The organism is Curtobacterium sp. MCPF17_011, from assembly GCF_003234145.1.
GTDB lineage: Bacteria > Actinomycetota > Actinomycetes > Actinomycetales > Microbacteriaceae > Curtobacterium.
The window spans coordinates 149,544-172,439 of the sequence record NZ_QKSK01000007.1 but is presented as its reverse complement, the minus strand read 5'-3'; the positions used below and the strand labels follow the sequence as shown (position 1 = coordinate 172,439).

General features: G+C 72.5%; 15 protein-coding genes, 1 tRNA gene and 1 pseudogene. 7 read left to right on the top strand and 10 right to left on the bottom strand.

What is annotated here, in order from left to right; genetic code table 11:
* The first annotated feature begins 194 nt into the window (after nucleotides 1–194).
* Nucleotides 195–1,397: an aminotransferase class I/II-fold pyridoxal phosphate-dependent enzyme gene (locus DEJ25_RS10865; protein ID WP_111044673.1), complete on the top strand. Its 1,203-nt coding sequence runs from the start codon at nucleotides 195–197 to the stop codon at nucleotides 1,395–1,397.
* Nucleotides 1,398–1,447: 50 nt separating this feature from the next.
* On the opposite strand, the gene DEJ25_RS10860 is transcribed toward DEJ25_RS10865, so the two are convergent.
* Complete coding sequence (locus tag DEJ25_RS10860) at nucleotides 1,448–2,263, bottom strand: carbon-nitrogen hydrolase family protein (protein ID WP_111044672.1); 816 nt, start codon at nucleotides 2,261–2,263, stop codon at nucleotides 1,448–1,450.
* A 91-nt stretch (nucleotides 2,264–2,354) separates the two neighbouring features.
* A complete protein-coding gene (locus DEJ25_RS10855) occupies nucleotides 2,355–2,951 on the bottom strand; it encodes a TetR family transcriptional regulator (protein ID WP_111044671.1) in 597 nt (198 codons plus the stop codon).
* Nucleotides 2,952–3,050: 99 nt separating this feature from the next.
* Between DEJ25_RS10855 and DEJ25_RS10850 the strand changes: the two genes are divergently transcribed.
* Nucleotides 3,051–3,992 (top strand): aldo/keto reductase, encoded by a 942-nt coding sequence (locus tag DEJ25_RS10850; RefSeq protein WP_111044670.1) that lies wholly within the window; start codon nucleotides 3,051–3,053, stop codon nucleotides 3,990–3,992.
* A 201-nt stretch (nucleotides 3,993–4,193) separates the two neighbouring features.
* Here DEJ25_RS10850 and DEJ25_RS10845 read toward each other — a convergent pair.
* The 3 genes from DEJ25_RS10845 to DEJ25_RS10835 form a co-directional block, all read right to left on the bottom strand.
* Nucleotides 4,194–4,270, bottom strand: a tRNA-Met gene (locus DEJ25_RS10845).
* 63 nt (nucleotides 4,271–4,333) lie between these two features.
* Nucleotides 4,334–7,390 (bottom strand): UPF0182 family protein, encoded by a 3,057-nt coding sequence (locus DEJ25_RS10840; RefSeq protein ID WP_258366127.1) that lies wholly within the window; start codon nucleotides 7,388–7,390, stop codon nucleotides 4,334–4,336.
* A 163-nt stretch (nucleotides 7,391–7,553) separates the two neighbouring features.
* Nucleotides 7,554–8,663, bottom strand: coding sequence for a PDZ domain-containing protein (locus DEJ25_RS10835; protein WP_258366474.1), 1,110 nt, complete (start codon nucleotides 8,661–8,663; stop codon nucleotides 7,554–7,556).
* 103 nt (nucleotides 8,664–8,766) lie between these two features.
* Between DEJ25_RS10835 and DEJ25_RS10830 the strand changes: the two genes are divergently transcribed.
* Both DEJ25_RS10830 and DEJ25_RS17150 read left to right on the top strand, forming a co-directional pair.
* Entirely contained in the window at nucleotides 8,767–10,191 is a 1,425-nt protein-coding gene (locus DEJ25_RS10830; protein WP_111044668.1) for a zinc-dependent metalloprotease, read from the top strand.
* Between the two features lie 117 nt (nucleotides 10,192–10,308).
* Nucleotides 10,309–11,106: pseudogene (locus tag DEJ25_RS17150) on the top strand (TOMM precursor leader peptide-binding protein); the annotation flags it as partial.
* Here the strand turns inward: DEJ25_RS17150 and DEJ25_RS10820 are convergent.
* Both DEJ25_RS10820 and nudC read right to left on the bottom strand, forming a co-directional pair.
* Nucleotides 11,057–12,802 carry an ATP-dependent helicase gene (locus tag DEJ25_RS10820; RefSeq protein ID WP_111044666.1) on the bottom strand — a complete coding sequence of 582 codons (1,746 nt, stop codon included), beginning with the start codon at nucleotides 12,800–12,802 and terminating at the stop codon, nucleotides 11,057–11,059. The pseudogene DEJ25_RS17150 and the gene DEJ25_RS10820 overlap by 50 nt on opposite strands.
* Nucleotides 12,799–13,734, bottom strand: coding sequence for an NAD(+) diphosphatase (gene nudC, locus DEJ25_RS10815; protein ID WP_111044665.1), 936 nt, complete (start codon nucleotides 13,732–13,734; stop codon nucleotides 12,799–12,801). The genes DEJ25_RS10820 and nudC overlap by 4 nt, the downstream gene beginning before the upstream one ends.
* Nucleotides 13,735–13,815: 81 nt before the next feature.
* Here nudC and DEJ25_RS10810 point away from each other — a divergent pair, with 81 nt between their 5' ends.
* Complete coding sequence (locus DEJ25_RS10810) at nucleotides 13,816–14,814, top strand: phosphotransferase (RefSeq protein ID WP_110903384.1); 999 nt, start codon at nucleotides 13,816–13,818, stop codon at nucleotides 14,812–14,814.
* Between the two features lie 51 nt (nucleotides 14,815–14,865).
* On the opposite strand, the gene DEJ25_RS10805 is transcribed toward DEJ25_RS10810, so the two are convergent.
* Nucleotides 14,866–18,201 (bottom strand): ATP-dependent DNA helicase, encoded by a 3,336-nt coding sequence (locus tag DEJ25_RS10805; protein ID WP_111044664.1) that lies wholly within the window; start codon nucleotides 18,199–18,201, stop codon nucleotides 14,866–14,868.
* Nucleotides 18,198–21,365, bottom strand: a complete 3,168-nt coding sequence (locus tag DEJ25_RS10800; protein WP_146240667.1) for a UrvD/REP family ATP-dependent DNA helicase — start codon at nucleotides 21,363–21,365, stop codon at nucleotides 18,198–18,200. The genes DEJ25_RS10805 and DEJ25_RS10800 overlap by 4 nt, the downstream gene beginning before the upstream one ends.
* 141 nt (nucleotides 21,366–21,506) lie before the next feature.
* Between DEJ25_RS10800 and DEJ25_RS10795 the strand changes: the two genes are divergently transcribed.
* Nucleotides 21,507–21,731, top strand: a complete 225-nt coding sequence (locus DEJ25_RS10795; RefSeq protein WP_110903262.1) for a DUF3107 domain-containing protein — start codon at nucleotides 21,507–21,509, stop codon at nucleotides 21,729–21,731.
* A gap of 10 nt (nucleotides 21,732–21,741) precedes the next feature.
* Nucleotides 21,742–22,038, top strand: a complete 297-nt coding sequence (locus tag DEJ25_RS10790) for a hypothetical protein (protein ID WP_110903263.1) — start codon at nucleotides 21,742–21,744, stop codon at nucleotides 22,036–22,038.
* A 105-nt stretch (nucleotides 22,039–22,143) separates the two neighbouring features.
* On the opposite strand, the gene DEJ25_RS10785 is transcribed toward DEJ25_RS10790, so the two are convergent.
* Complete coding sequence (locus tag DEJ25_RS10785; protein ID WP_258366129.1) at nucleotides 22,144–22,857, bottom strand: ferritin-like domain-containing protein; 714 nt, start codon at nucleotides 22,855–22,857, stop codon at nucleotides 22,144–22,146.
* Between the last annotated feature and the right edge of the window lie 39 nt (nucleotides 22,858–22,896).

Sequence of the window (22,896 nt, the reverse complement as noted above, 5' to 3'; positions counted from 1 at the left end):
GCAGTCTCCACCACCGACCTGGGCGGTCATGATGGCGCACCTGCGAGGTGGCCAAGCCGATCGTATGCGTCCGCTGTGTGCGCGGTCCGCGCAGGAGGCCCGGGGCTCCCGGGCCGGTACGGGGCGGACGCTAGGTTGGTGCCAGCGTGCGCCGCGCCTCCCGGCCGGTGCCCCGACGTCGAGAGGGGTCGCTCATGCGGCAGACCGGTCCGTGGCTGCGAGCCGCCGAGGGCGCCATGCTCCTGGGAGCCGACGGGGTGCCGGCACCGACCGTCTTCGCCGAGATGAGCGCCCTGGCGGCGGCGACCGGGGCGATCAACCTGGGGCAGGGCTTCCCCGACGAGGACGGTCCGGTCGAGGTGCTGGAGGCCGCGGTCCGCGCGATCCGCACCGGTGCGAACCAGTACCCACCGGGCCGTGGCACGCCGGACCTGCGCGCTGCCGTCGCGGAACACCAGGCACGGTGGTACGGCCTGGACGTCGATCCCGACCGGGAGGTCCTGGTCACCGCTGGCGCGACCGAGGCCCTCGCCGCCACCCTGCTCGCCCTGGTCGAGCCCGGCGACGAGGTCATCACCTTCGAGCCGTTCTACGACGCCTACGGTGCCCTCATCCGCCTGGCCGGTGCGACGCACGTCACCGTCCCGCTCCGGGCCCCGGACTTCCTGCCGGACGAGGCGGACCTGCGTGCCGCGTTCTCCGACCGCACCCGCGTCGTCCTCGTGAACACCCCGCACAACCCCACCGGTCGGGTACTGCCGGTCGAGGTCCTCCGCACCGTGGTCGAGCTCGCCGAGCGGTCCGACGCGGTCATCGTCACCGACGAGGTCTACGAGCACCTGACGTTCGCCGGCACGCACGTCCCGCCGGTCACACTCCCCGGGGCACGCGAACGGACCGTGTCGATCTCCAGCGCCGGCAAGACCTTCAACACGACGGGGTGGAAGATCGGCTGGCTCACCGCTCCCCCGGCGCTGGTCCAGGCCATCACGACCGTCAAGCAGTACTTGACGTTCGTCAACGGGGCGCCGTTCCAACCGGCGATCGCCACCGGGCTGCGACTGCCCGACGCGGTGTTCGCCGGCATCGCGGCCGATCTCGGGGCGAAGCAGGAGATCCTGGCCGAGGGCCTCGCCGCCGCCGGCTTCGACGTCCTCCGGCCGGACGCCGGCTACTTCGTCATCGCGGACGCGGCACCCCTCGGGTACGACGACGCCCGGGCGCTCTGCCTGGAGCTCCCGGGGATCGCCGGCGTCGTCGGTGTGCCCGTGTCCGCGTTCGTCCGGCCCGACCACGTCGACGGGTACCGGTCCCTCATCCGGTTCGCCTTCTGCAAGCGGCGGTCGGTGCTCGAGGAGGCCGTGGCCCGGCTGGCGGGGCTCCCGGCGGCTGTCTGAGCGCCTCCCGGCGACCCGTCGGCGGCGGTCGCCCGGCTGCGCTGTCGCCCTCAGCCCCGCGCGCGCACGTCGTACCGGCGGAGTGACAGGGACGGGTTGACGGTCCGCACGCGCGCGGTGACCGCGGTGTCGACGGTCGTGACCAGCAGCCCGGGCTCGGCCCCGAGCGCGGCGACGGCGGTGCCGGTGGGGTCGAGTGCGACCGATCCCCCGATGCCGACGGGCGGCGCCTGCCCGACGCCGAGCACCCACACCGTGTTCTCGATCGCCCGCGCCGTGAGCAGCGTCCGCCAGTGGTGCTCCTTGCCCGGCCCGCGCACCCACTCCGCCGGGACGACCACCACGTCGGCAGCACCGTGCTCCGGCGTCGCCAGGCGGCGCGTGACCTCGGGGAAGCGCAGGTCGTAGCAGGTCTCCAGCCCGACCCGGACGCCGTCGAACGTGAACACCGGCAGCTGCTCCGGGTCGCCGGGCTCGATGTGGTCGGACTCGCGGGAGCCGAAGGCGTCGTAGAGGTGCACCTTCCGGTACGTGCTGACGAGCGAACCGTCCGGAGCGATCGCCACGAGGGTGTTGCGGAAGCGGTCCGCGGTCTCCCCCGCCTCGGCGACGCCGACCACGAGCGCGATCCCGGTGCTGCGCGCGATCCGGCGGAGTCCCGTCACGAAGGGACCGTCGAGTGGTTGGGCTGCCGCGACGAACCGGTCGTCGATCTCCGGGGTGAAGTACGACGTGTACTCGGGGGTGACCAGGAGCCGCGCGCCCCGGTCCACCGCGTCGATCGCGGCCGCCCGCACGGTCTCGAGGTTCGCCGCGGGGTCGTCCACGGGGGCGAACTGGGCTGCCGCGATCGTCAGGGTCGTCACGGTGTCAGGGTAACCGCACGTCCGCCCGACAGCCCCGGACGTCGGCCCGTCAGTGCTGAGCGTCGGCCCGTCGGCGCTGGGCGTCGGCCCGTCAGCACCGGACGTCGAGGACGTCGAACGAACGCCGCAGGATCGCGACCACGTCGTCGTCGCCCGTTGCCCAGGTCGTGATCGACACGTCGAAGCACGCGAGCGCCGCCTGCACGATCGTCCGCGCACGCAGGTCGGTGTCCGTCCCGCGGAGACGATCGGCGACCAGTGGTGTGAGCGCCTCGGCCCACGCCTGGTGCTTCTCCAGGTTCCGCGCACGGAGCGACGGTGTGCTCGTCATCACCCGGACGGAACGACGTCCGGTCTCCGGGTCGTCGCCGCCGTGCACGAGCATCGTCGCGAAGGACTCGCGCAGGGCCGTCCAGACGGGCCCCTCGTCCGGCTGGTCACGGAACGCCGCGGCGAGGGCGTCTCGGTGCCGTGCCGGATCGCCGATGACCGCGTCCTCCTTCGCCGGGAAGTACCGGTGGAAGCTCCGAGCCGAGATCCCTGCCTCGGCCGCCACCTGCTCGACGGTGACCCGGTCGAAGCCGTCCGCGTCGAAGCGGGCGATGGCCACCGCGGCGATGCGCGCCCGGACGGCGTCGCGCGTGATGTCGCGCAGCACGTTCCGCGTCGGCGTCGTCGTCTCGCTCATGGTGCGAGTCTACCGCGATGACAGGATGAGCCGCACTTGACACTCTCTGCCAGGATCGGCGTAGTCTGCCAACAGACATCCACTCGAGAGGAGAACGACATGCAGCAACGCACACTCGGACGACAGGGCCTCGTCGTCAGCGCGATCGGCTACGGCGCGATGGGGACGACCTTCGCGTACGGGCCCGGCGACGACACCGAGTCGATCACCGCGATCCGGCACGCCCACGAACTCGGTGTGACCCACTTCGACACCGCGGAGCTCTACGGGTGGGGAACGGGCGAACGCCTGCTCGGCGCCGCCCTCGCACCGATCCGCGACGAGGTCACCATCGCGACGAAGTTCGGCTTCACGCCCGACACCTTCGCCCCGAACTCGCAGCTCGACCACATCCGGCAGGTCGTCGACGCGAGCCTGCGCAACCTCGGTACCGACTCGATCGACGTGCTCTACCAGCACGTGCATGACCCCCGGGTACCGATCGAGGACGTCGTCGGCGTCATGCAGGAGTTCGTGCAGGCCGGCAAGGTCCGTTACCTCGGGCTGTCGAACACGGACGCGGGCAACATCCGCCGGGCACACTCGGTGCATCCGATCTCCGTGCTGCAGACGGAGTACTCGGTCTTCGCCCGCGAGTCCGAGGAGCTGTTCCCCGTCGTGGACGAGCTCGGCATCGGCCTCGTCGCCTACTCACCCCTGGCGCGCGGCTTCCTCAGCGGAGCCGTGCAGCCGCGGAGCGCGTACGCGGCGGACGACATCCGGCAGTGGCTGGAGTGGTGGGCACCCGAGCACTGGGACGCCAACACCGCGGTCGTCGACGGCCTGACCGAGCTCGCCGACGAGAAGGGCATCTCGCTCTCCCAGCTCGCGCTCGCGTGGATCCTCGCGCAACGCGACGACATCGTGCCCATCCCAGGGTCGCGCAACCCGCGGCGCGTCGCGGAGAACGTCGCCGCCGCCGAGGTGGCCCTGTCCGCGGACGAGCTCGCGCGCATCGACGTCCTCGGACGCGGCGTCCGTGGCGCACGCGCGACGAGCTGAGGAACAGCGCGAGGCCACGACTCGGCCCGGTGACGGACGGGAGGCCCGGTGCCAGCTGGCACCGGGCCTCCTGTCCGTCACCACAGCCATTTCGGCCCCGCCGGCGATCGCGCCGTATTGGACAGCGAACACGGCCAGCCAAGTCTGCGGTGAACGCGAAGAAGCCCCGGTCCGTGAGGACCGGGGCTTCTCGTGTCGCATTGGTTGCGGGGGCAGGATTTGAACCTACGACCTCTGGGTTATGAGCCCAGCGAGCTACCGAACTGCTCCACCCCGCGGCACATGGAAAACACTACACGGACCCGAGCGGGGTGCCAAATCGAGCACCCCGCTCGGCGTGTTCAGCCCTGCGGGGCGCTGCTGCCCTCCGCGGCGATGGCGGCCTCGATGGCCTCCTGCAGCTGCTTGTCGGCCTCGGCCGCCGCGACCAGGTCGTTGTCGGCGTACGCCTGCTCGCGAGCCCGGAGTGCCTTGTCGGCGTCGGAGAGCGCCTGCTGCACGTCGGGGTCCGTGCTGCCCGCGGACGAACCGCCCGTGGCGCCACCCGTCGCACCGCCGGTGGAGCTGCCACCGGTCGAGCTGCCACCGGTCGACGTGCCCGACCCGGTGTCCGCCGAGTCCGAACCGGAACCGGATGCGGCACCGGAGTCACCCGCGGCCGCCCCGGAGTTGCCGCCGAAGAGCTCGTCGAGTGCCTGGTCGAGGGTGTCCTCGAACGCGATCTTGTCGCCGAAGGCCACCAGGACCTTCTGCAGCAGCGGGTACGAACCACTCGAGGTGGACTGCACGTACACCGGCTGGACGTACAGGAAGCCGCCGCCCACCGGCAGGGTCAGCAGGTTGCCCTGCTTCACCGTGCTGTTCCCGCGCTTCAGGATGTTGAGCTCCTGCGACACGGTCGGGTCCGAGTTGAACAGGTTCTGCACCTGGGACGGTCCGGGGATGCTGTCGGTCTTCGGGATCGTCAGCAGCGTCAGCTTGCCGTAGCCCTTGCCCTTCTTGCCCTTGCCCGCCCCACTGGCGTCCGACCCGACGGCCAGGTAGCCGGTCAGGACGTTCCGGGCGTTCGACGACGAGTTCTGCTTCGGGATGTACGTGCTGTAGAGCGAGTACGCCGTGCCGGAGCCGGGGACCTTCATCGTCAGGTAGTACGGGTCCTGCTGATCCGGGTTCGTCGCGGTGGTCTGCGTCCCGAGCGCGTTCGTCGTGGTCGTGTTCGTCCCCGAGCCGGAGCCGGCCGAGTCGGAGTCACCCGCGCTCGTCGACGTCGAGGTCGGGTCGACCGGGGTCGTCCACGCGTCGTCGCCCGAGTAGAACGAGTTGGCGTTGGTGACGTGGTAGGTGCCGAGGATGCTGCGCTGGACCTTGAAGAGGTCCGTCGGGTAGCGGACGTGCGACAGCAGGTCGGCGCTCATCGAGGAGACCGGCTGCAGCGACGTCGGGAAGATCTTCTGCCAGGTCTTCAGCACCGGATCGGTGGTGTCCCAGGCGTAGAGCGTGACCTTGCCCGTGTAGGCGTCGACCGTGGCCTTGACCGAGTTCCGGATGTAGTTCACCTGGTCGGTGCGGAAGCTGCCGGTGTCGGTGCCGTTGATGCTGTCCGTCATGCTCTGGCTCTGCGAGTACGGGTACGCGTTGCTCGTGGTGTACCCGTCGACGACCCACTGGATGCGGTTGTCGACGATCGCCGGGTAGGCGTCCTTGTCGAGCTTCAGGTAGGGCGCGACCTTGCCGACGCGCTGCACCGGGTCACGGTCGTAGAGGATCTGCGAGTCCGCGTTCACGGCGTTCGAGAGCAGGATCTGCTCAGACTGGAACTTGGCTGCGTAGACCAGACGGTTGAAGAAGTTGCCGATCGTCGGACCACCGTCGGCCGCGTAGGTCGTGGTGGCGTTGCCGTCGTTGTCGTCCGATCCGGACGGGTAGTCCAGCTCGACGTCCTTGGTGCCCTTCGGCGCCCCGACGATCGAGTACGCGGGCGAGTTCTCACCGAAGTACACGCGCGGCTGGTACTTGCCGAGGTCGCCGCCGGCGGGGATGCCCGACTCGATGAAGACCGGCTTGCCGTCGCTGGCACGCTGGTTGCCGTACGCCGCGACGACGCCGTAGCCGTGGGTGTAGACGAACGTGCGGTTGTACTGCGTCGCCGACGAGCCGAGCCCGTCGAGGTCGATGTCGCGGACGGCCAGGACGGTGTCCTCGGTCTTCCCGTCGACCTGGTAGCGGTCGACGTCCAGCTGGTCCGGGAACTGGTAGTACTGCCGGTACTGCTGCAGCTGGCTGTACGTGTCAGCGACGATCTTCGGGTCGATGATGCGGATGTTCGCGGTGGTCTGGGCGTCCTCCGAGAGCGCACCCGACGTCGCCGTGGTGGTCGCGTCGTAGTCGCGTTCCTTGACACCCGCGACGTCGTAGGCGTCCCTGGTGGCGTCGATGTTCCGTTGGATGAACGCCGACTCGAACGACCGCTCACTCGGTGCGACCTGGAGGCGCTGGACGATCCACGGGTAGATGCCGCCGATGACGATCGCCGCGACCAGGAGCAGGCCCGTGCCGACGATCGAGATGCGCCAGCGGCCGATGACCGCCGTCACGATGAACAGGATCGCCACGATCGCGGCGATGCCGGCCATGATCTCGCGACCCGGGATGGTCGCGTTCACCTCGGTGTACTGCGCTCCGGTGATCAGCGAGTTGTCCTTGGTCAACGCGGCGTACTGGTCGAGCCACAGGCTGGCTGCCTGCAGGGCGATGTAGACGCCTGCCGTGACAGCGAGCTGGACACGGGCGGCACGCGAGATCCGGACCTCGCGGCCACCGAAGCGGAGCGCCCCGTACAGGTACGTGGCGGCCAGGGCGGCGAGCCCGGCGATCAGGACGACCGCGGACGAGTACGCCACGACGGCACGCCAGAACGGCAGCTCGAAGACGTAGAAGCCGATGTCGAGACCGAACTGCGGGTCCGTCTTGCCGAAGGGCGTGCGGTTGAAGTACTCCAGCACCATGCTCCAGCGCGGGGCCGTCGCGAGACCGGCGAAGACGCCGAGCACCGCGGGGATGCCGAGCATGACGACGCGGCGCAGCGGTTCGATGACCTGCTGGTAGCGGTCGAGCTGCGAGTTGAGCTTCGCGTAGACCGGACGGAACCGGAAGGCGAGCGTGATGCTCAGCCACACCGGGACCGCCATGCCCAGGAACCCGGCGACGAACATCGCCGTCCCGGCGAGCCACCTGGTGGTCAGGACCCGCTCGAACCCGAGCTGCGTGAACCACGCGTAGTCGGTGTAGAGGCTGGCGAAGATGAAGAAGCCGATCACCAGTGCGGCCAGCACGATGATCGTGACCACGATCGGGACTCGCGGCGAGCGCCGTCCCGCGGTGGTCGAGGGGTTCGTCACTTGTTGTGCTCCAGACGTGTCGGACCGGCGGCGCCGGCAGGCCGAGCCGTCAGTGCTGACGATCCTATTCGCCCCGGCCGACAGTGAACCTGTGCCGCGTCTCAGGAAGTCGCCACGTTCCTCCCGTCCGGCCGGGAGGCCCGTCCCCCGTCCGACCGGGCGCTCAGGTCGTGCAGCGCTCCAGACCGGCGGTGCTGCGGCCGGCGGCGATCGTCTGCAGGTCGGTGACGGCCTGGTCGAGGGTGGAGACGGCGTAGACGTCGAGGCCCGCCGGCACGTGTCCGACGACCTCGTCGCAGTTCGTCTTCGGCGCGAGGAACACGGTGGCGCCGGCCGCTTCGGCACCGTAGAGCTTCTGGCGGATCCCGCCGATGGGCCCGACCTCGCCGTCGGCCGTGATCGTGCCGGTGCCCGCAACGTGTCGGCCGCCGTTGAGCTTGCCCGGCGTGATCTCGTCGATGATCCCGAGCGCGAACATCATGCCGGCCGAGGGGCCGCCGACGTCCTGGAGCTCGATGTCGACGTCGAAGGGGAAGTCGTAGTGCTCGACGACCCCGACGCCGATGAGCGCCGTGCCCTGCTCGGAGCGGGGCGTCAGCGAGAGCTCGCGGGTCGCGCCGTCACGCTCGACCGTGACCGTCGCGGGCGACGAGGTGCCGTGCTCCGCGACGAGCTCGCGCAGCGTCGTCGCGTCGGCGTTGGTGCGGAGGGACTTCCCGTCGAAGGCGGTGACGACGTCCCCGGTCCGGACCACACCCTCGGCAGCGGAGCCGTCCTGGATGCTGCCGACCTCGAGCTCGGTCGGGATCCGGTACCCCTGGTGGATCAGGGCGGCGGCGACGGCGGACTGCTGCGAGTTCGTCATGTCTGCGGCGTCCTGCTTGTTGACCTGGTCGGTCGAGGTGCCGGGCGGGTAGATCGCGCTGGCCGGCACGACCGCCTGCGACTTCGTGAACAGTGCGCGGACGACGCTGGTCCACGAGGGCCGCTCGGTCGCGGTGCCCTGCACGCTCACCGTGAGCATGTCGAGCGCGCCGGAGGTCGGGTACGTGCGGTGTCCGTCGACCTGGATGAGTTCGACGTCCTTCGCGTCCTTGCCGGTCCCCTGCCGCTGGGTGCCGATCGTGTTGAACACCGGGCCGGGCATCTCGATGACGTACGGGCTCGGCAGCACGCTCGCGACCAGACCCAGCACGACGGCTCCGGCGACGAAGACCCACCCGACCGTCCGCGATCGCGAACGACGACGGGGAGCGGGGGCGAAGAGGGTCACGCAGGGTCCTTCCGGAGGCTGTTCGCCCACGGCGCAGCCGTCCGGGCGGATGCCCGGGCCGGTCCCAGGTCCGGGCCCGCGGGCAGCGGTTAGCGTAGTCGGCATGCCTGATGAACCGCAGCCGGGGCCGGACGACGACTTCCAGGAGATGCTCCGCAAGCTCCTGTCCGGCGAGGGGCAGATCGACCCGTCGCAGCTCGCCGGTGCCGCCGGCCTGCCGAACGACCCCGCCGCCGTCGCCGAACTGATGAGCCAACTCCAGCGTGCCGCGCAGACCGGGTCGGACGGCATCGACTTCACGGTGACGGCCGACCGTGCCGCCACCATCGCACGGGAGGGCGCCGAGCCGCTCGACCCCGCGACCGCCCAGGCGTCGGCTCAGGCGTTCCAGGTCGCCGCCCTCTGGCTCGACGAGGTCACCACGGTGGCGGAGCTGACCGCCACGCCGAGCGTCTACACCCGCGAGCAGTGGGCGAAGGCGACGGCCCCGGTGTGGTCGCAGATCGCCGAACCCGTCGCATCGAGCATCGCGACCGCCCTCACCGAGGCCATCGACCAGCGCGCGCCGGAGGAGCTCAAGGCGATGCTCGGCGACGTCTCGAAGGCGATGCGCGGTGTCGGTGGAGCGCTCTTCGCGATCCAGCTCGGCCAGGTGGTCGGACAGCTCGCGAAAGAGGTCGTGTCCGGCGGCGACGTCGGCGTGCCGCTGCTCGACGAACAGGTCGCCGCCCTGGTGCCGCAGAACGTCGCCGAGTTCGCCGACGGGCTCGACGTCCCGGTCGACGAGGTCCGCATCTACCTGGCGGTGCGCGAGCTCGCACACGCCCGGCTGTTCCGCTCGGCCCGCTGGCTCCGCCTGCACATCATCTCGTCGATCACCGAGTACGCGAAGGGCGTCCACATCCCGTTCGACCGGGTCGAGGAATCGCTGTCCGGCATCGACCCGACCGACCAGGAGCAGCTGCGTGACGCGCTGGCCTCCGGAGCGCTCATCCCGCCGCGGACGCCCGAGCAGGACGCCGCCCTCGCCCGGCTCGAGACGATGCTCGCCCTGGTCGAGGGCTGGGTCGACACCGTCACGGCCGCCGCCACCGCGCGTCTCCCCCGCGCCGGTGCGATCGCGGAGATGGTCCGGCGTCGCCGTGCCGCGGGTGGTCCCGCAGAGTCGGCGTTCGCCACGCTGGTCGGCCTGGAGCTCCGCCCCCGCCGACTGCGCGAGGCCGCCGCGATGTGGCAGCGCGTGACCGACGAGCTCGGCGCCGACCAGCGCGACGCGCTCTGGGCCGCGTTCGACCTGGTGCCCGGCTCGGACGACATCGACGCGCCGGAGTCGCTCGTCGCCCGGCTGCGGGATCCGTCGCAGTCCGCCGAGGACGACGCGTTCGACCGTGCGCTCGAGGACCTGCTCAACGACGCGACCGACGACCGTCCACACGAGGACGAGGCGGGCGGGATCGACGAGACCGGCGAGGACGGCAGCGCCGGTGGCCCGGCTGACGGCCCGGTCGGCGGCCCGCAGCAGCAGTAGTCGTCCCGGACGGGAGGCGCATCCCGCCTCCCGTCCACACCCGCCGGTACGCCGGGGTTCTCCACAGATCGCGCTGCCCGCCGCCGCCGGAGTCCGTGGTGCGCCAGCGTTGACGACATGGGCATCCGCATCGATCCGTCGCTCGAGTTCGTGTGGCGCGACCCGTGCACCGTGCAGCTCGGGGTCGACCCGCCCCGCGCCGTGGTGCCGGTCCCGACCACGGCCGAGGAACGGTTCCTCTGCGCGCTGCGACGCGAGACCGCCCGTGACGTGATGGCCGGGCTCGCTCGGAGCGTCGGGTGCGCACCGGCCGCCGCCGCACGCGTCCTGGGTGACGCTGCCGCCGCGGTCGTCGACATGCTGCCGGAACCCCTCGCCCGGGTCGAGGTCGCCGGGGCCGGGTCCCTCGCGGACGAACTCGACCGGATGCTCACCGGGGACGGTGTGACCGTCGTCCGGACCCTCACACCGCGGGGCGGGCCGGTGCCCGAGCCGGACCCGCCTCCGGCGCTGGCGGTCCTCGTCGCCGACCACGTCACCGATCCGACGGTCCGTGCAGCCTGGACCCGGCGCTCGGTGCCGCACCTGCCGGTCGTGGTCGGGGACGGTCGGGTGCGCGTCGGGCCGTTCCTGGTGCCGGGAGCCGGCCCGTGCCTCCAGTGCGTGGAGCTCGAGCGCACCGATGCGGACCCCGCGTGGCCGGCGATCGCGGCGCAGGTGTGGGGGCGGCCGGCGGCGGCGCTGTCACCGTGGCGCGCGGCGACCGTCGCGGCGACGGTGACCCGTTCGGTCCTCGACCGACTCCCCCTGGTGGTGCAGCGGCCGGACGCCGAGCAGCTGGTGTTCGACCGCACCGATCTGTCGGTCACGCGCCGGTGGGTCGCTCCGCATCCGCGGTGTGCGTGCCGATCGTTGCCAGGAACCGACTCGCCACCCGGGGTCCGCCCCGTGACGAGCCCTGCGCCGACCACGTCATGGTCAGGGAACGACGAGCACGGGTGATGCCGACGTAGAACAGACGACGCTCTTCGTCGATGCCGTCGTCGGTGGTGGCGTAGGAGATGGGCAGCAACCCCTCGGCGACGCCGGCGAGCACCACGTGCGGCCACTCCAGGCCCTTCGACGAGTGCAGCGTCGCGAGCGTGACGGCGTCGAGCTCCGGCTCGTGGTGGGTTGCCGCGCGGTCGACCAGGTCGGCGGTGAACTGCTGCATGGTCGTGCCGGCGGGCGCTGCCTCGGCGAGCTGCATGATCGCCTGCAGGGCCTCCCACTGCTCACGGACCGCTCCGGTGCCCTCGGGCGCGGTGCGGGTCCAGCCGCTGATCTGCAGGACGAGCTCCACACGTCGCAGCAGCTCGTCGTCGGTCTGCCGGACCGCCTCGCCGCGCATGTGGTGCACCGCGAGCTTGACCTCCGGCCGGTCGAAGAAGCGTTTGCCGCCCTGCACCCGGTACGGGATCCCGTTGCGGGCGAGCGCCGACTCGATCGCGGCGGACTGTGCGCCGACGCGGAACAGCACCGCACAGTCGCCGTACGCGGCACCGCCGGTCACCAGTTCGGCGATCCGGCGGGCGATGGTCGCGGCCTCGTCACCGTCGTGCACGCAGGGCAGCACGACCGGGTCGGGTCCGGGCGTGGTCTCCTGCGCGACGAGGTCCAGCGCTCCCGGCTGCCCGCGCATCAGGGCGTTCGCGGCGTGCACGACCTCCCGAGTGGACCGGTAGTTCCGCTCGAGCCGGAGGACGGACGCGCGTGGGAACTCCGACCCGAAACCGAGCAGGTAGCGGCTCGACGCTCCCGTGAACGAGTAGATCGTCTGGCTGGCGTCCCCGACGACGCACAGGTCGTCCCGACCGCCGAGCCAGGCCCGGAGCAGGTCGTGCTGCACGGGCGAGACGTCCTGGTACTCGTCCACCACGAAGAACCGGTACTGCTGCCGGACGTAGGACGCCACCCGGGGCTCGGACTCCACCATGCCGAGGGTCAGCAGGAGCACGTCCTCGAAGTCCATCTGTCGGCGGTCGTCCTTGAGCCGCTCGTAGGCGCGCATCAGGTCGACGACCCGCGACGGCGAGGTGTCCCGTGGCATGGTGCGCTCGGGTGCGGCCGCTTCGTACTCGTCGTAGGTGAGCCGCTGCACCTTCCGCCACTCGACCTCGCCGGCCAGGTCCCGCAGCGTCGGGGTGTCGACCCGTAGGCCGATCGTGTCGGCCGCGTGCGCGATCACCCGGCCCTTCGACTCTACGAGTCCGGGGGCGTGGCCGCCGACGGTGTCCGGCCAGAAGTACCCGAGCTGCGACATCGCCGCCGCGTGGAACGTCCGGGCCTGCACGGCTCCGGCGCCCAGGGCACGCAGCCGGGAGCGCAGTTCACCGGCCGCGCGGGTGGTGAAGGTCAGGGCCAGGACGTGGTTCGGCGAGTAGGTGCCGGTCGCGACGCCGTACGCGATCCGGTGGGTGATCGCTCGGGTCTTGCCCGTGCCGGCGCCGGCCAGGACCGCGACCGGCCCGAGGAGCGTCCGGGCGACGGTGCGCTGATCCGCGTCGAGCGCGGCGAGCAGGGCGTCCGGCGACGGGGTCGTCGGGTCGGCGGGACCGGCTGCGAGGGTCACGGCAGGTCGAGCGGCCCGCCGTACCACTCCTCGATGATCACGCGGGCGATGGAGGTCCGGCCGGGCAGCAGGACGGTCTTCCCGGCCTGGTCGCGGATCTCGTCCCGCGAGAACCAGCGGACGTCGATGATCTCCACCCCGTCGGGGCGGGCGGTGGACGGGTCGCCGTCGACCGCCCGGGCACGGAACCCGACCATGAGCGACGCGGGGAACGGCCACGGCTGCGAGCCGAGGTACTCGGGCTCCTCGATGCTGACGCCGGCCTCTTCGAAGACCTCGCGGCGGACGGCGTCCTCGAGGGACTCCCCCGGCTCGACGAACCCGGCGAGCAACGAGTACCGGTTCGCGTCCCAGGCGGCGTTCGAGCCGAGCAGGATCCGGTCCTGCCCGTCGGTGATCCCGACGATGATCGCGGCATCGGTGCGGGGGAAGTGCTGGTGACCCTCGGGGTCACGGCGGACCCAGCCGCCCACGGTGGACTCGGTCGGCGAACCGGTGCGCGGCGAGAACCCGTGCACGGCGTGCCAGTTCGCCATCGCGACGGCCTCGACCGCCAGACCCTGGTCGCGGGCGGAGAGTTCGGTGCCGAACATGCGGAGGTTCTCCCACACGTCGGTGTCCGGTTCGATCCGGGCGGCCGCCGCGTCGTCGACGAGCGCCGCGACGAAGCGGGTGCCCGCCGGGGCGTCCGGGGCATCGCTGACCGCACGACCGAGGTACAGCAGGGTGGCGTCGTCCGGCACCTGGTCGGCGTCGACGAACCGCAGCGTGCCGTCGGCGTTCCGCAGCATCGCGCCGCCGTGGACGGGCAGGAAGCGCGTGGTCGGGTCGGCGCGCAGCACCCGCTCGAGGTCGGGCGTGGAACGGTGCTCTGCGTCGCGGTCGAGCTCGTTGCGGGCGAGCGGCAGCCGGGCGGCGAACTCCACGGTCACACGGATCTCCTGGTGGTCGACACGTCCCGGGTCAGCGTGGCGCGCACCGATCGGATGCGCCGCGGACCTACCCTGTTGGGCATGGCGGGATCGCAGTTCACTCTAGCCGCGTTGGCGACCACGGCCGTGCCCGGACTGGTCCTGACCGGCACACGCACGCTCGGCTCGGTGGCCGGTGGCGACTACGAGTCGGCCGTCGTCCGCGACGTCGACGGACGGTCCTCGGCGATCCGCCGGCCCCGGAACCAGCGGGCTGAAGCGCGTCAGTCCGCCGACCTCGTCGCGATCCGCGCCCTGAGCGCCGGGATCCGCACGCGCCTCCCGTTCGCCGTCCCGGAGTACCGCGGCCAGGCACCCATCGGGTCGACCCGAGCCATCCTGACCTCCTACGTCGAGGGCGAGCACCCCGCGCTCCGTGACCTGACCGACCGGCCCGAGCTCGCCACCAGCGTCGGCCGGGCGATCGCCGCACTGCACGTCCTGCCGACGAGCTTCGTCACCGACGCCGGCCTACCGTCCCTCACCCCCTTCGAGGTGCTGCGGTCCGCGGTGTCCGTGATGGACCGCGCCGTCGCGACGAAGCTGGTGCCGGACGCGCTCCGGGAACGCTGGGAGGGCGCCGCCCGTGACCAGCAGCTGTGGCAGTTCACGCCCACGGTCGTGCACGGGTCGCTCGGCCTCGACTCGATCCTGGTCCGCGGCGACGACGTCACCGGGGTCCTCGGCTGGGGCGAGCTGCGTCTCGGCGACCCGGCGAAGGACCTGGCGTGGGTGCTCGCCGGACGCCGTGAGGCGTTCGATACCGTCCTCAGCGCCTACACCGCCGGTGGCGGCGGCCGTGACCGGCAGCTCGGGCAGCGTGCTCGCGTGCACCACGAACTCGAGACGGCGCAGTGGCTGCTGCACGGTGTGCAGGTCAAGAGCACCGAGGTCGTCGACGACGCCGTCGCGATGATGCACCGCCTCGCCGAGGCCGTGCACGCCCCGTCCGCCGCGCCGCTGCAGGCGGTGTCGCCGGAGACGATGGAGATCGGCGAGGTCGAGCAGCTGCTCTCGTCCACCGAGCGCCGCCACAGCTGACGCGGCGGGCGCAGGTCCGGCCCGTGGGACGGCCGGGAGGCCCGACCAGCGTCAGCCGATCGCCTCGCGCCAGGCGCGCTCCAGTCCGGCACGGTCGAGCAGCGACGACGGTCGGACCTCGAGGTCGTCGGCGACGAAGTAGAACACCGCGTCGACGTCCTCGATCGGCCGACCGGTGAACTCGGCGTACGCGACGCGGTACAGCGCGAGCTGCAACTGCCGACGGTCCAGGTCGTCGGCACCGCTCGGGGCCTTGCCGGTCTTCCAGTCGACGACCTCGATGCGTCCGTCGATCTCGTAGACGGCGTCGAGCTTGCAGACGACGCTGTGCCCGAGGAACGGGATGTGGATCTCGCGCTCGACCTCGACCGGGGTCAGCCCCGCCCACCGTGAGCGGGCGAAGGTGTCCTGGAAGTCGGCCAGCCGTCGGGCGTCGTCGTCGCTCACCGGGACCTCTCCAGCGGAGGCCGGACCGCCCGCGGTCGTCTCGTCCGGATCAGCGTCGAGTTCGCCGTCCCACGCGTCGAACCCGCCGTCCCATCCGCCGAGCGCCGCCGGCGCCCCACCCCGTGCGCGCTGCTCGACCCACTGGTGGAAGAGGGTGCCGAGGCGCGTCGCGCGGTACGGCCGCTCGGGCATCGGCCGACGCAGCCGCTCGGCCACCCGGTCCGGTTCGCCGAGGTAGTCCTTGAAGCCGGACGCCGGCACCCGGTGCGGGACGACGACCTGGTGCGCGCCCGACCGGGAGGCCCGGCGTTCCGCCAGCAGCAGCTCGATGTCCGCCGCGTAGCGACCGGCGGCACCGGGGTTCGCGTTCCGGACCCGGTCGGCGGCGGCGAGCACACGGGGCCCGCGGGAGCCGAAGGGCACGTGCGGCCACGTCTGCGACGCGCCCTGGTCCCCGAGCGGGTTCGTCTCGTGCGCGGTGCTGTCCGGGATGCGGCCCGCGTCGAGCACGCCGGCGTCGACCAGGTCGTGCAGGTACCGGCTCGGTGCGGTCGGCTTCACACCGGTCGACCACGACGACCCGCTGACGAGCAGCTCGTGCTTCGCCCGGGTCAGCGCGACGTAGGTGAGGCGGCGTTCCTCGTCCTCGTTCCGGGCCTTGACCTCGTCCTTGAAGGCGTCGATCGCGTCGACCACGTCCTTCTGGGTCTCCTGCCCGCGCCAGTGCAGGCGGGGCAGTTCGTCGGCGTCGCCGCGGAACTCGTACGGCAGCCGACCGAAGCCGAGCCAGCCGGTCGAGCCCTCCTGTGGCCGGGCCGGCAGTCCGCCCTCGACCATGCGGGGCACGGCGACGGCGTCCCACTCGAGCCCCTTCGACCCGTGGATGGTGAGGATCTGGACGGTGCCGCCCTCGGGTTCCTCGGACCGCGGCCCCATGTCGTCGCGGCGGGCGGCCGCGTCGATCCAGCCGAGGAAGGCCCCGAGGTCAGCCCGGTCGTCGGTCTGCACGAAGCCGCTGAGCTCGTCGACGAAGGCGTCGAGGTACGCCGAGCCGCCCTGCTCGTGCGCGGTGACCTCGATGTCCAGCCGCATCTCCTGCACGACGAGCGTGACGAAGTCGACCAGGTCGCCGCCGGCACGGGCTCGCAACGAGGACAGCTGCGCCCCGAGGGCCCGCATGCGCTCCCGTCCGGCCGGGCTGATGTCGGCGAGCGCGGAGTGGTCGTCCGGTGCGGTCGTGACGAAGTCGAGGGCGTCGACGACGGACCCGTGCTCCCCCGCCGCGACCGATGCCCGGAACGCCGCCGTGACCTCGTCGTCGAGCCGTCGGTGCGTGTGGTCGCGGCCAAACAGCCAGCGGGCCAGGCCGTGCAACGCGACGATGTCCGCTGCCCCGATCCGCCACCGGGCACCGGCGAGCAGCCGGATGAGGTCGTTGCCCGCGGCCGGGTCGTGCAGCACGCGGAGGCAGGCCACCAGGTCGACGATCTCCGGTCGCTGCAGCAGTCCGCCGGTCCCGAGCACGTGGTACGGCACGGCCCGGGCCCCGAGCGCCGCCGTGAAGGCGGACAGGTCCTTCCGGGCACGGAGCAGCAGCGCCATCGACCCGCCGGGGTTCCGTGCCCGGTGGTCCGCGAACCAGGCGGCCACCGCGTCGGCCTCTTCGGGCAGGGTCTCCGGGAACACCGCGCTGACCGTACCGTGATCCGCGCCGGGCCGCGGTGCGAGGCGTTCCACCTGGACCTCGGACGCGCTCGAGAGCGGCTCGACGACGGCGTTCGCGGCGGCGAGCACGTCGACCGGGTTCCGCCAGCTGGTCGACAGGGCGTAGGTGACGACCGGGTCGCCCGGAGCGTCCCCGAAGTCGGCGGGGAAGCGTGCGAGGTTCGCCGCACTCGCCCCGCGGAAGCCGTAGATGGACTGGTGCGGGTCCCCGACCGCCATCACCGGGTGGTCCCGGAACAGCCGTGCCAGGAACCGGGTCTGCACGACCGAGGTGTCCTGGTACTCGTCGAGCAGCACCACGGCGAACCGCGAGCGCAGGTCGTCGGCCACCCGAGGAGCAGCGTCCGCGGCGGCGAGCGCCAGGGCGATCTGGTCCGAGAACTCGACGAACCCGCGGTCGACCTTCTGGCGGCGGAACTCCTCGACCAGGTCGGCGAGCGGCTCCAGGGACCCGACCGCGGCGACGGCGTCCGTCACGGCCCGGTAGGGCGTGCCACGGCTCGAGCCGGGCAGCTCGAGCAGCTCCCCGAAGTCGATCGAGAAGCGGCGGAGGTCGGCCGGGTCGACGAGGTGCTCGGACGCCGCCCCGGCGAGCGCGACGACCGCGGCGGTGATCGTGTCGACGTTGCGGTCGAGGCCCGCCAGCCGGTCGTCCCGTGCACCGACGACGACCCGTCGGGCGAGCTGCCACGCGGAGGGTTCGGTGAGCACCTGGGACTCGCCGTCCCGCCCGACGAGCAGGGCGTTCTCGCGGAAGACGGCGTTCGCGAAGGCGTTGTAGGTGGACACGGTCGGCGCGAGGAAGGCGTCCCCGGCCTCGATGAGCCCGGCGTCCTCGAGCGCACCGATCCGGTCGTTGATGCGGACGCCGAGCTCCCCGGCGGCCTTCCGGGTGAAGGTCAGCCCGAGCACCTGGTCAGGCTGCACGAACCCGTTCGCGAGCAGCCAGACGACGCGGGAGGCCATCGTCTCGGTCTTCCCGCTGCCGGCACCCGCGACGACGAGGGCCGGGGCGAGCGGCGACTCGATCACGGCGCGCTGCTGCTCGGTCGGCCGGGGCTTGCCGAGGGCGTCGGCGATCTCGTCGGCCCCGTACCGGCGGCGGGCCGGGCGCGCATCCGGTACCGCGCCTCCGGTCGGTGCGGACGCGGGGGCCGCAGCCGGGGACGCTGCGACGGACGCAGCCGTCTCGTCCACCGTGGTCTCGTCGCTCACCAGGTGACCTCCCCCACCACGTGGATCCGGCACTCGGTGCCGGTGCGTGCCCGGTCGCAGTGGTCGTCGACGTTGGCCAGGAACGTCCGTCCCGCCATGCCGCGTGCCACGGTGTGCAGGCGTTCCCGGTAGGCCTCGCGTGACTCCGGGTCGAGGGCCCGCTGCGTCCGCTCGGAGTACGCGTGCACGCCCTTCGGGTTCTGCACGAAGACGAGCCGGGCGTCCGTGGTCTCCGCACCCTCCGGCACCCCCTCGACCGCCCCGTCCGCGACGGCGAGCTGGTAGGCAGCGAGCTGCGGGTGCCCGGGCATGTCGTTCTTCTCACTCGGCATGGACCGTCCGGTCTTCAGGTCGACGATGCTGATCCGGCCGTCGGGGTCGACCTCGATGCGGTCGATGCTCCCGCGGACCCGGGCCGGCCCGGTCACGAGCGCGAACGAGGCCTCGGCCCCGAGCACCCGTCGACCCGCGCTGGCGAAGGTGCGCAGGTAGTCGCTGAGGCCCTCGATCATCCGTCGGGTGCGGGCGCGCTCGCGGTCCGCGACCCACGGCGACTCGAAGACCAGCTCGTCCCAGCGTTCCTCGACCCGGTGCCACAGCGACTCGACGTCCACGTCGGTGGCGTGCTCCATCGCCTCGTGCACGATCGTGCCGATGCCCATCGCCGGGCTCGGCGCACCGCCGCCGAACGTCTGCGCGAACCAGTGCACCGGGCACTCCTCGAAGGTGCCGATCCGGGAGGGCGACACCGCCACCGTCGGCGGGACCGGCTCAGCGGCGTCCCCGTCGACGTCCTCGGGCACGACCGGCTCGGCCTCCAGGTCGACCAGGGGTGCGTCCGTGGACGGTTCGACGATGCCGTACCAGTCGTCGGGGGCCGCGCCGGGAACGTCCTCGGCCGCCAACCCGGCCAGCGCCGAAGCGGCCTCGTGGTCCCCGGTCGCCACGACACGGCGACGCAGCGACCCGGCGAGCCCGCGCAACGACAGCGGGTGCGCCGACGGTTGCCGGTCCGGCGGCACCGGCACCAGCCGCACGAAGGGCGAGGGTGACTCGTCGTCGTTCGCGACCGTGGCGATGACGACCTGCGTCGTCGCGCGGGACACCGCCCGCGCGAACAGGCGGAGTTCGTCGCCGATCACCGCGGCGCGGTCGTCCGTCGGCGAGTGCGGGATCCCCGCCGCCGCCCGCACCAGCCCGTCGGGGTCGAGCAGGCTGCCGCGGACGCGGGTGTTCGGCCAGACGCCGTCCTGGAGGCCCGTCACCACCACGACGTCGCACTCCAGTCCGACGGTGGCCGAGGGGGTCAGCACGCGGACCCGTCCGGCGGTCCGGTCCGGCCCGATGGAGTCCTCCGGCAGGTCCGCACCGAGGAGGTCGTCGACGAACACCCGGGCGGGGGCGTCCGGCGTCCGCTCGACGAAGCGCTTGGCGGCGGTGAACAGCCCGACGACCGCGTCGAGGTGCCGGTCCGCCTCGGCCGCGCCGACCCCGCCGGCGACGGACTGCGACCGCCACACGCCGGCCAGACCGCTGCGTTCCCAGAGGCCCCAGAGGATCTCCTCGATGCTCGCACCCGACTCGGCGTCCTGCCGTGCGGTCACGAAGCTCGTCGCGAGCCGCATCGCACGTCGGGCGAAGGCGGCGTCGATCGTGGCCAGGCGTTCCGGGGCGCCCAGCGCGTCAACGAGCAGTTCGTCGGCCGTGCGGGTCCCGCCACCGGCAAGCTCCTCACGGCGGAGCGCCAGGCGGAGCCGACGGATCGCCAGGGTGTCGAGCCCTCCCAGCGGCCCGGTCGCGAAGGACGTCGCCAGGTCGGCGTCGAGCGGCACGACCCCGAGCGCGACGGCGGCGGCGTCGACCAGCGTCCGGGACGCCGTGTCGTCACGCGGACGGGTCGGCGCGGCGCCGGCCGTGGCGGGGACCTCCGCCACCGAGAGCGCCCGGACCAGTTCGGGGATCGCCGCACCGCTGCGGGTGACGACGACCATCCGGTGCCACGGGACGCCGTCGAGCAGCCGGTGTTCGCGGAGGCGTCTCGCCACCGCGGCCACCATCGCGGAACGGCTGGGTGCTTCGAGGTGCAGGACCGCGTCGAAGCGGCCACGGGCCTCCCGGGCGAGGGCTGCACGCTGGCGACCGGCGGCGGCCGTGCCGATGCGCCCGGTGATGCCGGTGACCAGCGCGCGGACCGGCGCGGCGTGCCGGTGCACGGTGCCGAGCACGATCTCCTGCACGTGCGCGACCCCGAGGCGCGGGCCGAGCCGACCGAGCACGTCGGGCACGCCGCCGCGGAACGCGGAGGCGGCGATGTCCGGGTCACCGAACGCCACCACCTGCACACCGGAGCGGGCCAGGGCACCGAGCAGCGCGATCTCGCCCTCGACGAGTTCCTGCACGTCGTCGACGACCACCAGGCGCAGTGCGGCGACGGCCGGTGGCAGTTCGCCGCGGAGCACGGCTGCCGTGGCGAAGGCGACGAGTTCGGCGGCGTCGAGGCTCGTCGACCGGAACGCCGTGACGGCCGCCCGGTACTCGTCCACGAAGTCGCCAGCGGCGCGCCACTCGGGGTGTCCGGTGTCGTCGCCGAGCTCCCGCATGTCGTCGGGTTCGATGCCGGCGGCGACCGCGCGCATCATGAGGTCGCGGAGCGCGGTCCGGAAACCCGCACGCTCGCGGACCACCTCGGTGATCGGTGCCGGCCAGTCCGGACCCGTGCCGTCGAGTTCGTGACCGTCCAGGAGGTCCGCGATGATCCGGTCCTGTTCGCCGCCGGTCAGGAGGGTCGGTGCGTCCTGCCCCTGTGCGGCCGCCGCGTGCGCGACCACCTGGAAGGCGAGGGAGTTGACCGTGCGGGCCAGGGCGCCCGGCGTGACCCGGTCCACCGCGGCGGCCAGACGGTCGCGGAGCGCGGTCGCCGCGACGCGCGCCGACGTGAGTGCGAGGACGGTCGCGTGTCCTGCCGGGTCGACCGCACCGGGGCGGGAGTACCGATCGGCCACCAGTCGGGTCAACGTGCTCGTCTTGCCGGTCCCCGGGGCGCCGATGACCGCGGCGTGCACCCCGTCGGGCAGGGTCAGCACGGCCTGCTGCGCCGGGTCGTCGACCAGTGCGCGAGCGACCGAGCCGAGGTCCGGCGCGGGCATCAGGGTGGTCCGTGGCACGGTCGTACGGTACCCACCGCGGCCGACATCGCGGGCCGCCCGCGCCGGGCTGAGGATGCCCTCGTGGGCCCGCGGCGAACGCCTCGTGCGCCCGCGGCGAACGCTCGGGGCCGGCCGGTGGCGCTCGACTAGGGTGAGGTCGTGGACATCAAGATCGGCATCATCAACAGCCCCCGCGAGATCGGTTTCGAGACGGCACAGACCGCCGACGAGATCGAGACCGCCGTGTCGGACGCCCTCGCAGCCAAGGCGACGCACATCTCCCTCAAGGACGACAAGGGCCGCCGTTTCATCGTGCCGGTCGCATCGCTCGCGTACGTCGAGGTGGGCTCGGAAGAGTCCCGCCGCATCGGCTTCTTCGCCTGACGCTCCCCGCATGGAGCTCCTCTTCGCCGTCCTCGGCGGGATCCTCCTGGGGGCGGTCGCCCACGTCGTCGTGCCCTGGCGCACGACCCGCGGGGTGCTGATCGGCCCCGTGGTCGGCGGCATCGTCGCGGCCGTCCTATGGGAGGTCCTGACCTGGGCCGGTTGGTCGTACGGCGGGACGTGGATCTGGGTCGTCGCCCTGGTGGGCGCCGGCGTCGTCGCGCTCGTCGTCGAGGTCGTGTTCGGCCGTCGTCGCAGCGCAGCCGACGAGGCGCACTACGAGCGGATGGTCAAGCAGGGGGCCTGAGGCTCTCCTGCGTCGACCTGTCGCGGCGCTGGCAGATCGCTGTGTCGACCTGTTGCGGCGCTGGCGGATCGCTGTGGTGGGGCCGGACCGCTGCCACCGCGCCGCTCAGGCCGTCAGGCCGAGCGCGTCCATCCGTCGCGTGTGCGCGGCGATGAGCTCGGTCCAGACCGGCTCGAGCCGCTCCTGGTCCTCCCGAGCATGGGACGCCAGCGCCGACCGGGCGACCAGCAGCGTGTCACCCACGAGCCGCCGGCCCCACATCGCCAGACGGGACGCCACCACGGGGTCCTCGTCGATCCGGGCCGTGAGTTCCTCGACTACGGCTGGCTCTTCCCGGGTGTCGAACACCGTGCGCAGGCGCTGCCGGACGTCGATCGGCAGCGAGCGCAGCAGGTTCGCGAACAGGTCGTTGAGGATGCCGGCGGTGACGTACCCCGTGAGCATCGACTCGTACCAGTCCGCACCGCTCGTGCGCTCGAGGAAGCGGTCGATCGCGTCCCGGTGCGGGGCCATCAGATCGGCCGGCTCCTTGCCGCCGCGCTCGATCTCGGCCACGATGGCACGGTGCCGCTCGAGAGCGGTCGTCGCGAGCACCCCGGTGACCAGACGGCCCGAGAGCGTCGGCGCACCGGCGCCGGCACGGCCCATGGTCTCGTACAGCGACAGCTGCAGGTAGGCGGCCTGGCCGAGGTAGACGTCCAGCTCCGGGCTGACGTCGTCCAGCTGCAGACGCTCGACGGTCCCGCTGCGCGGGTTCCGCGACGCGAGCCAGGCTGCAGCGAGCTGCCCAGCACGCTTCCGGTTCCACCACGACACCACCCGCCCAGCATACGGGTCGGGTGATCCCCCTCCGGCACG

Bases quoted from the DNA above. Each gene is read 5' to 3' on its own strand.
- DEJ25_RS10865 (WP_111044673.1), top strand. From the start codon at position 195: ATGCGGCAGACCGGTCCGTGGCTGCGAGCCGCCGAGGGCGCCATGCTC.
- DEJ25_RS10855 (WP_111044671.1), bottom strand. From the start codon at position 2,951: ATGAGCGAGACGACGACGCCGACGCGGAACGTGCTGCGCGACATCACG.
- DEJ25_RS10850 (WP_111044670.1), top strand. From the start codon at position 3,051: ATGCAGCAACGCACACTCGGACGACAGGGCCTCGTCGTCAGCGCGATC.
- DEJ25_RS10830 (WP_111044668.1), top strand. From the start codon at position 8,767: ATGCCTGATGAACCGCAGCCGGGGCCGGACGACGACTTCCAGGAGATG.
- DEJ25_RS10810 (WP_110903384.1), top strand. From the start codon at position 13,816: ATGGCGGGATCGCAGTTCACTCTAGCCGCGTTGGCGACCACGGCCGTG.
- DEJ25_RS10790 (WP_110903263.1), top strand. From the start codon at position 21,742: ATGGAGCTCCTCTTCGCCGTCCTCGGCGGGATCCTCCTGGGGGCGGTC.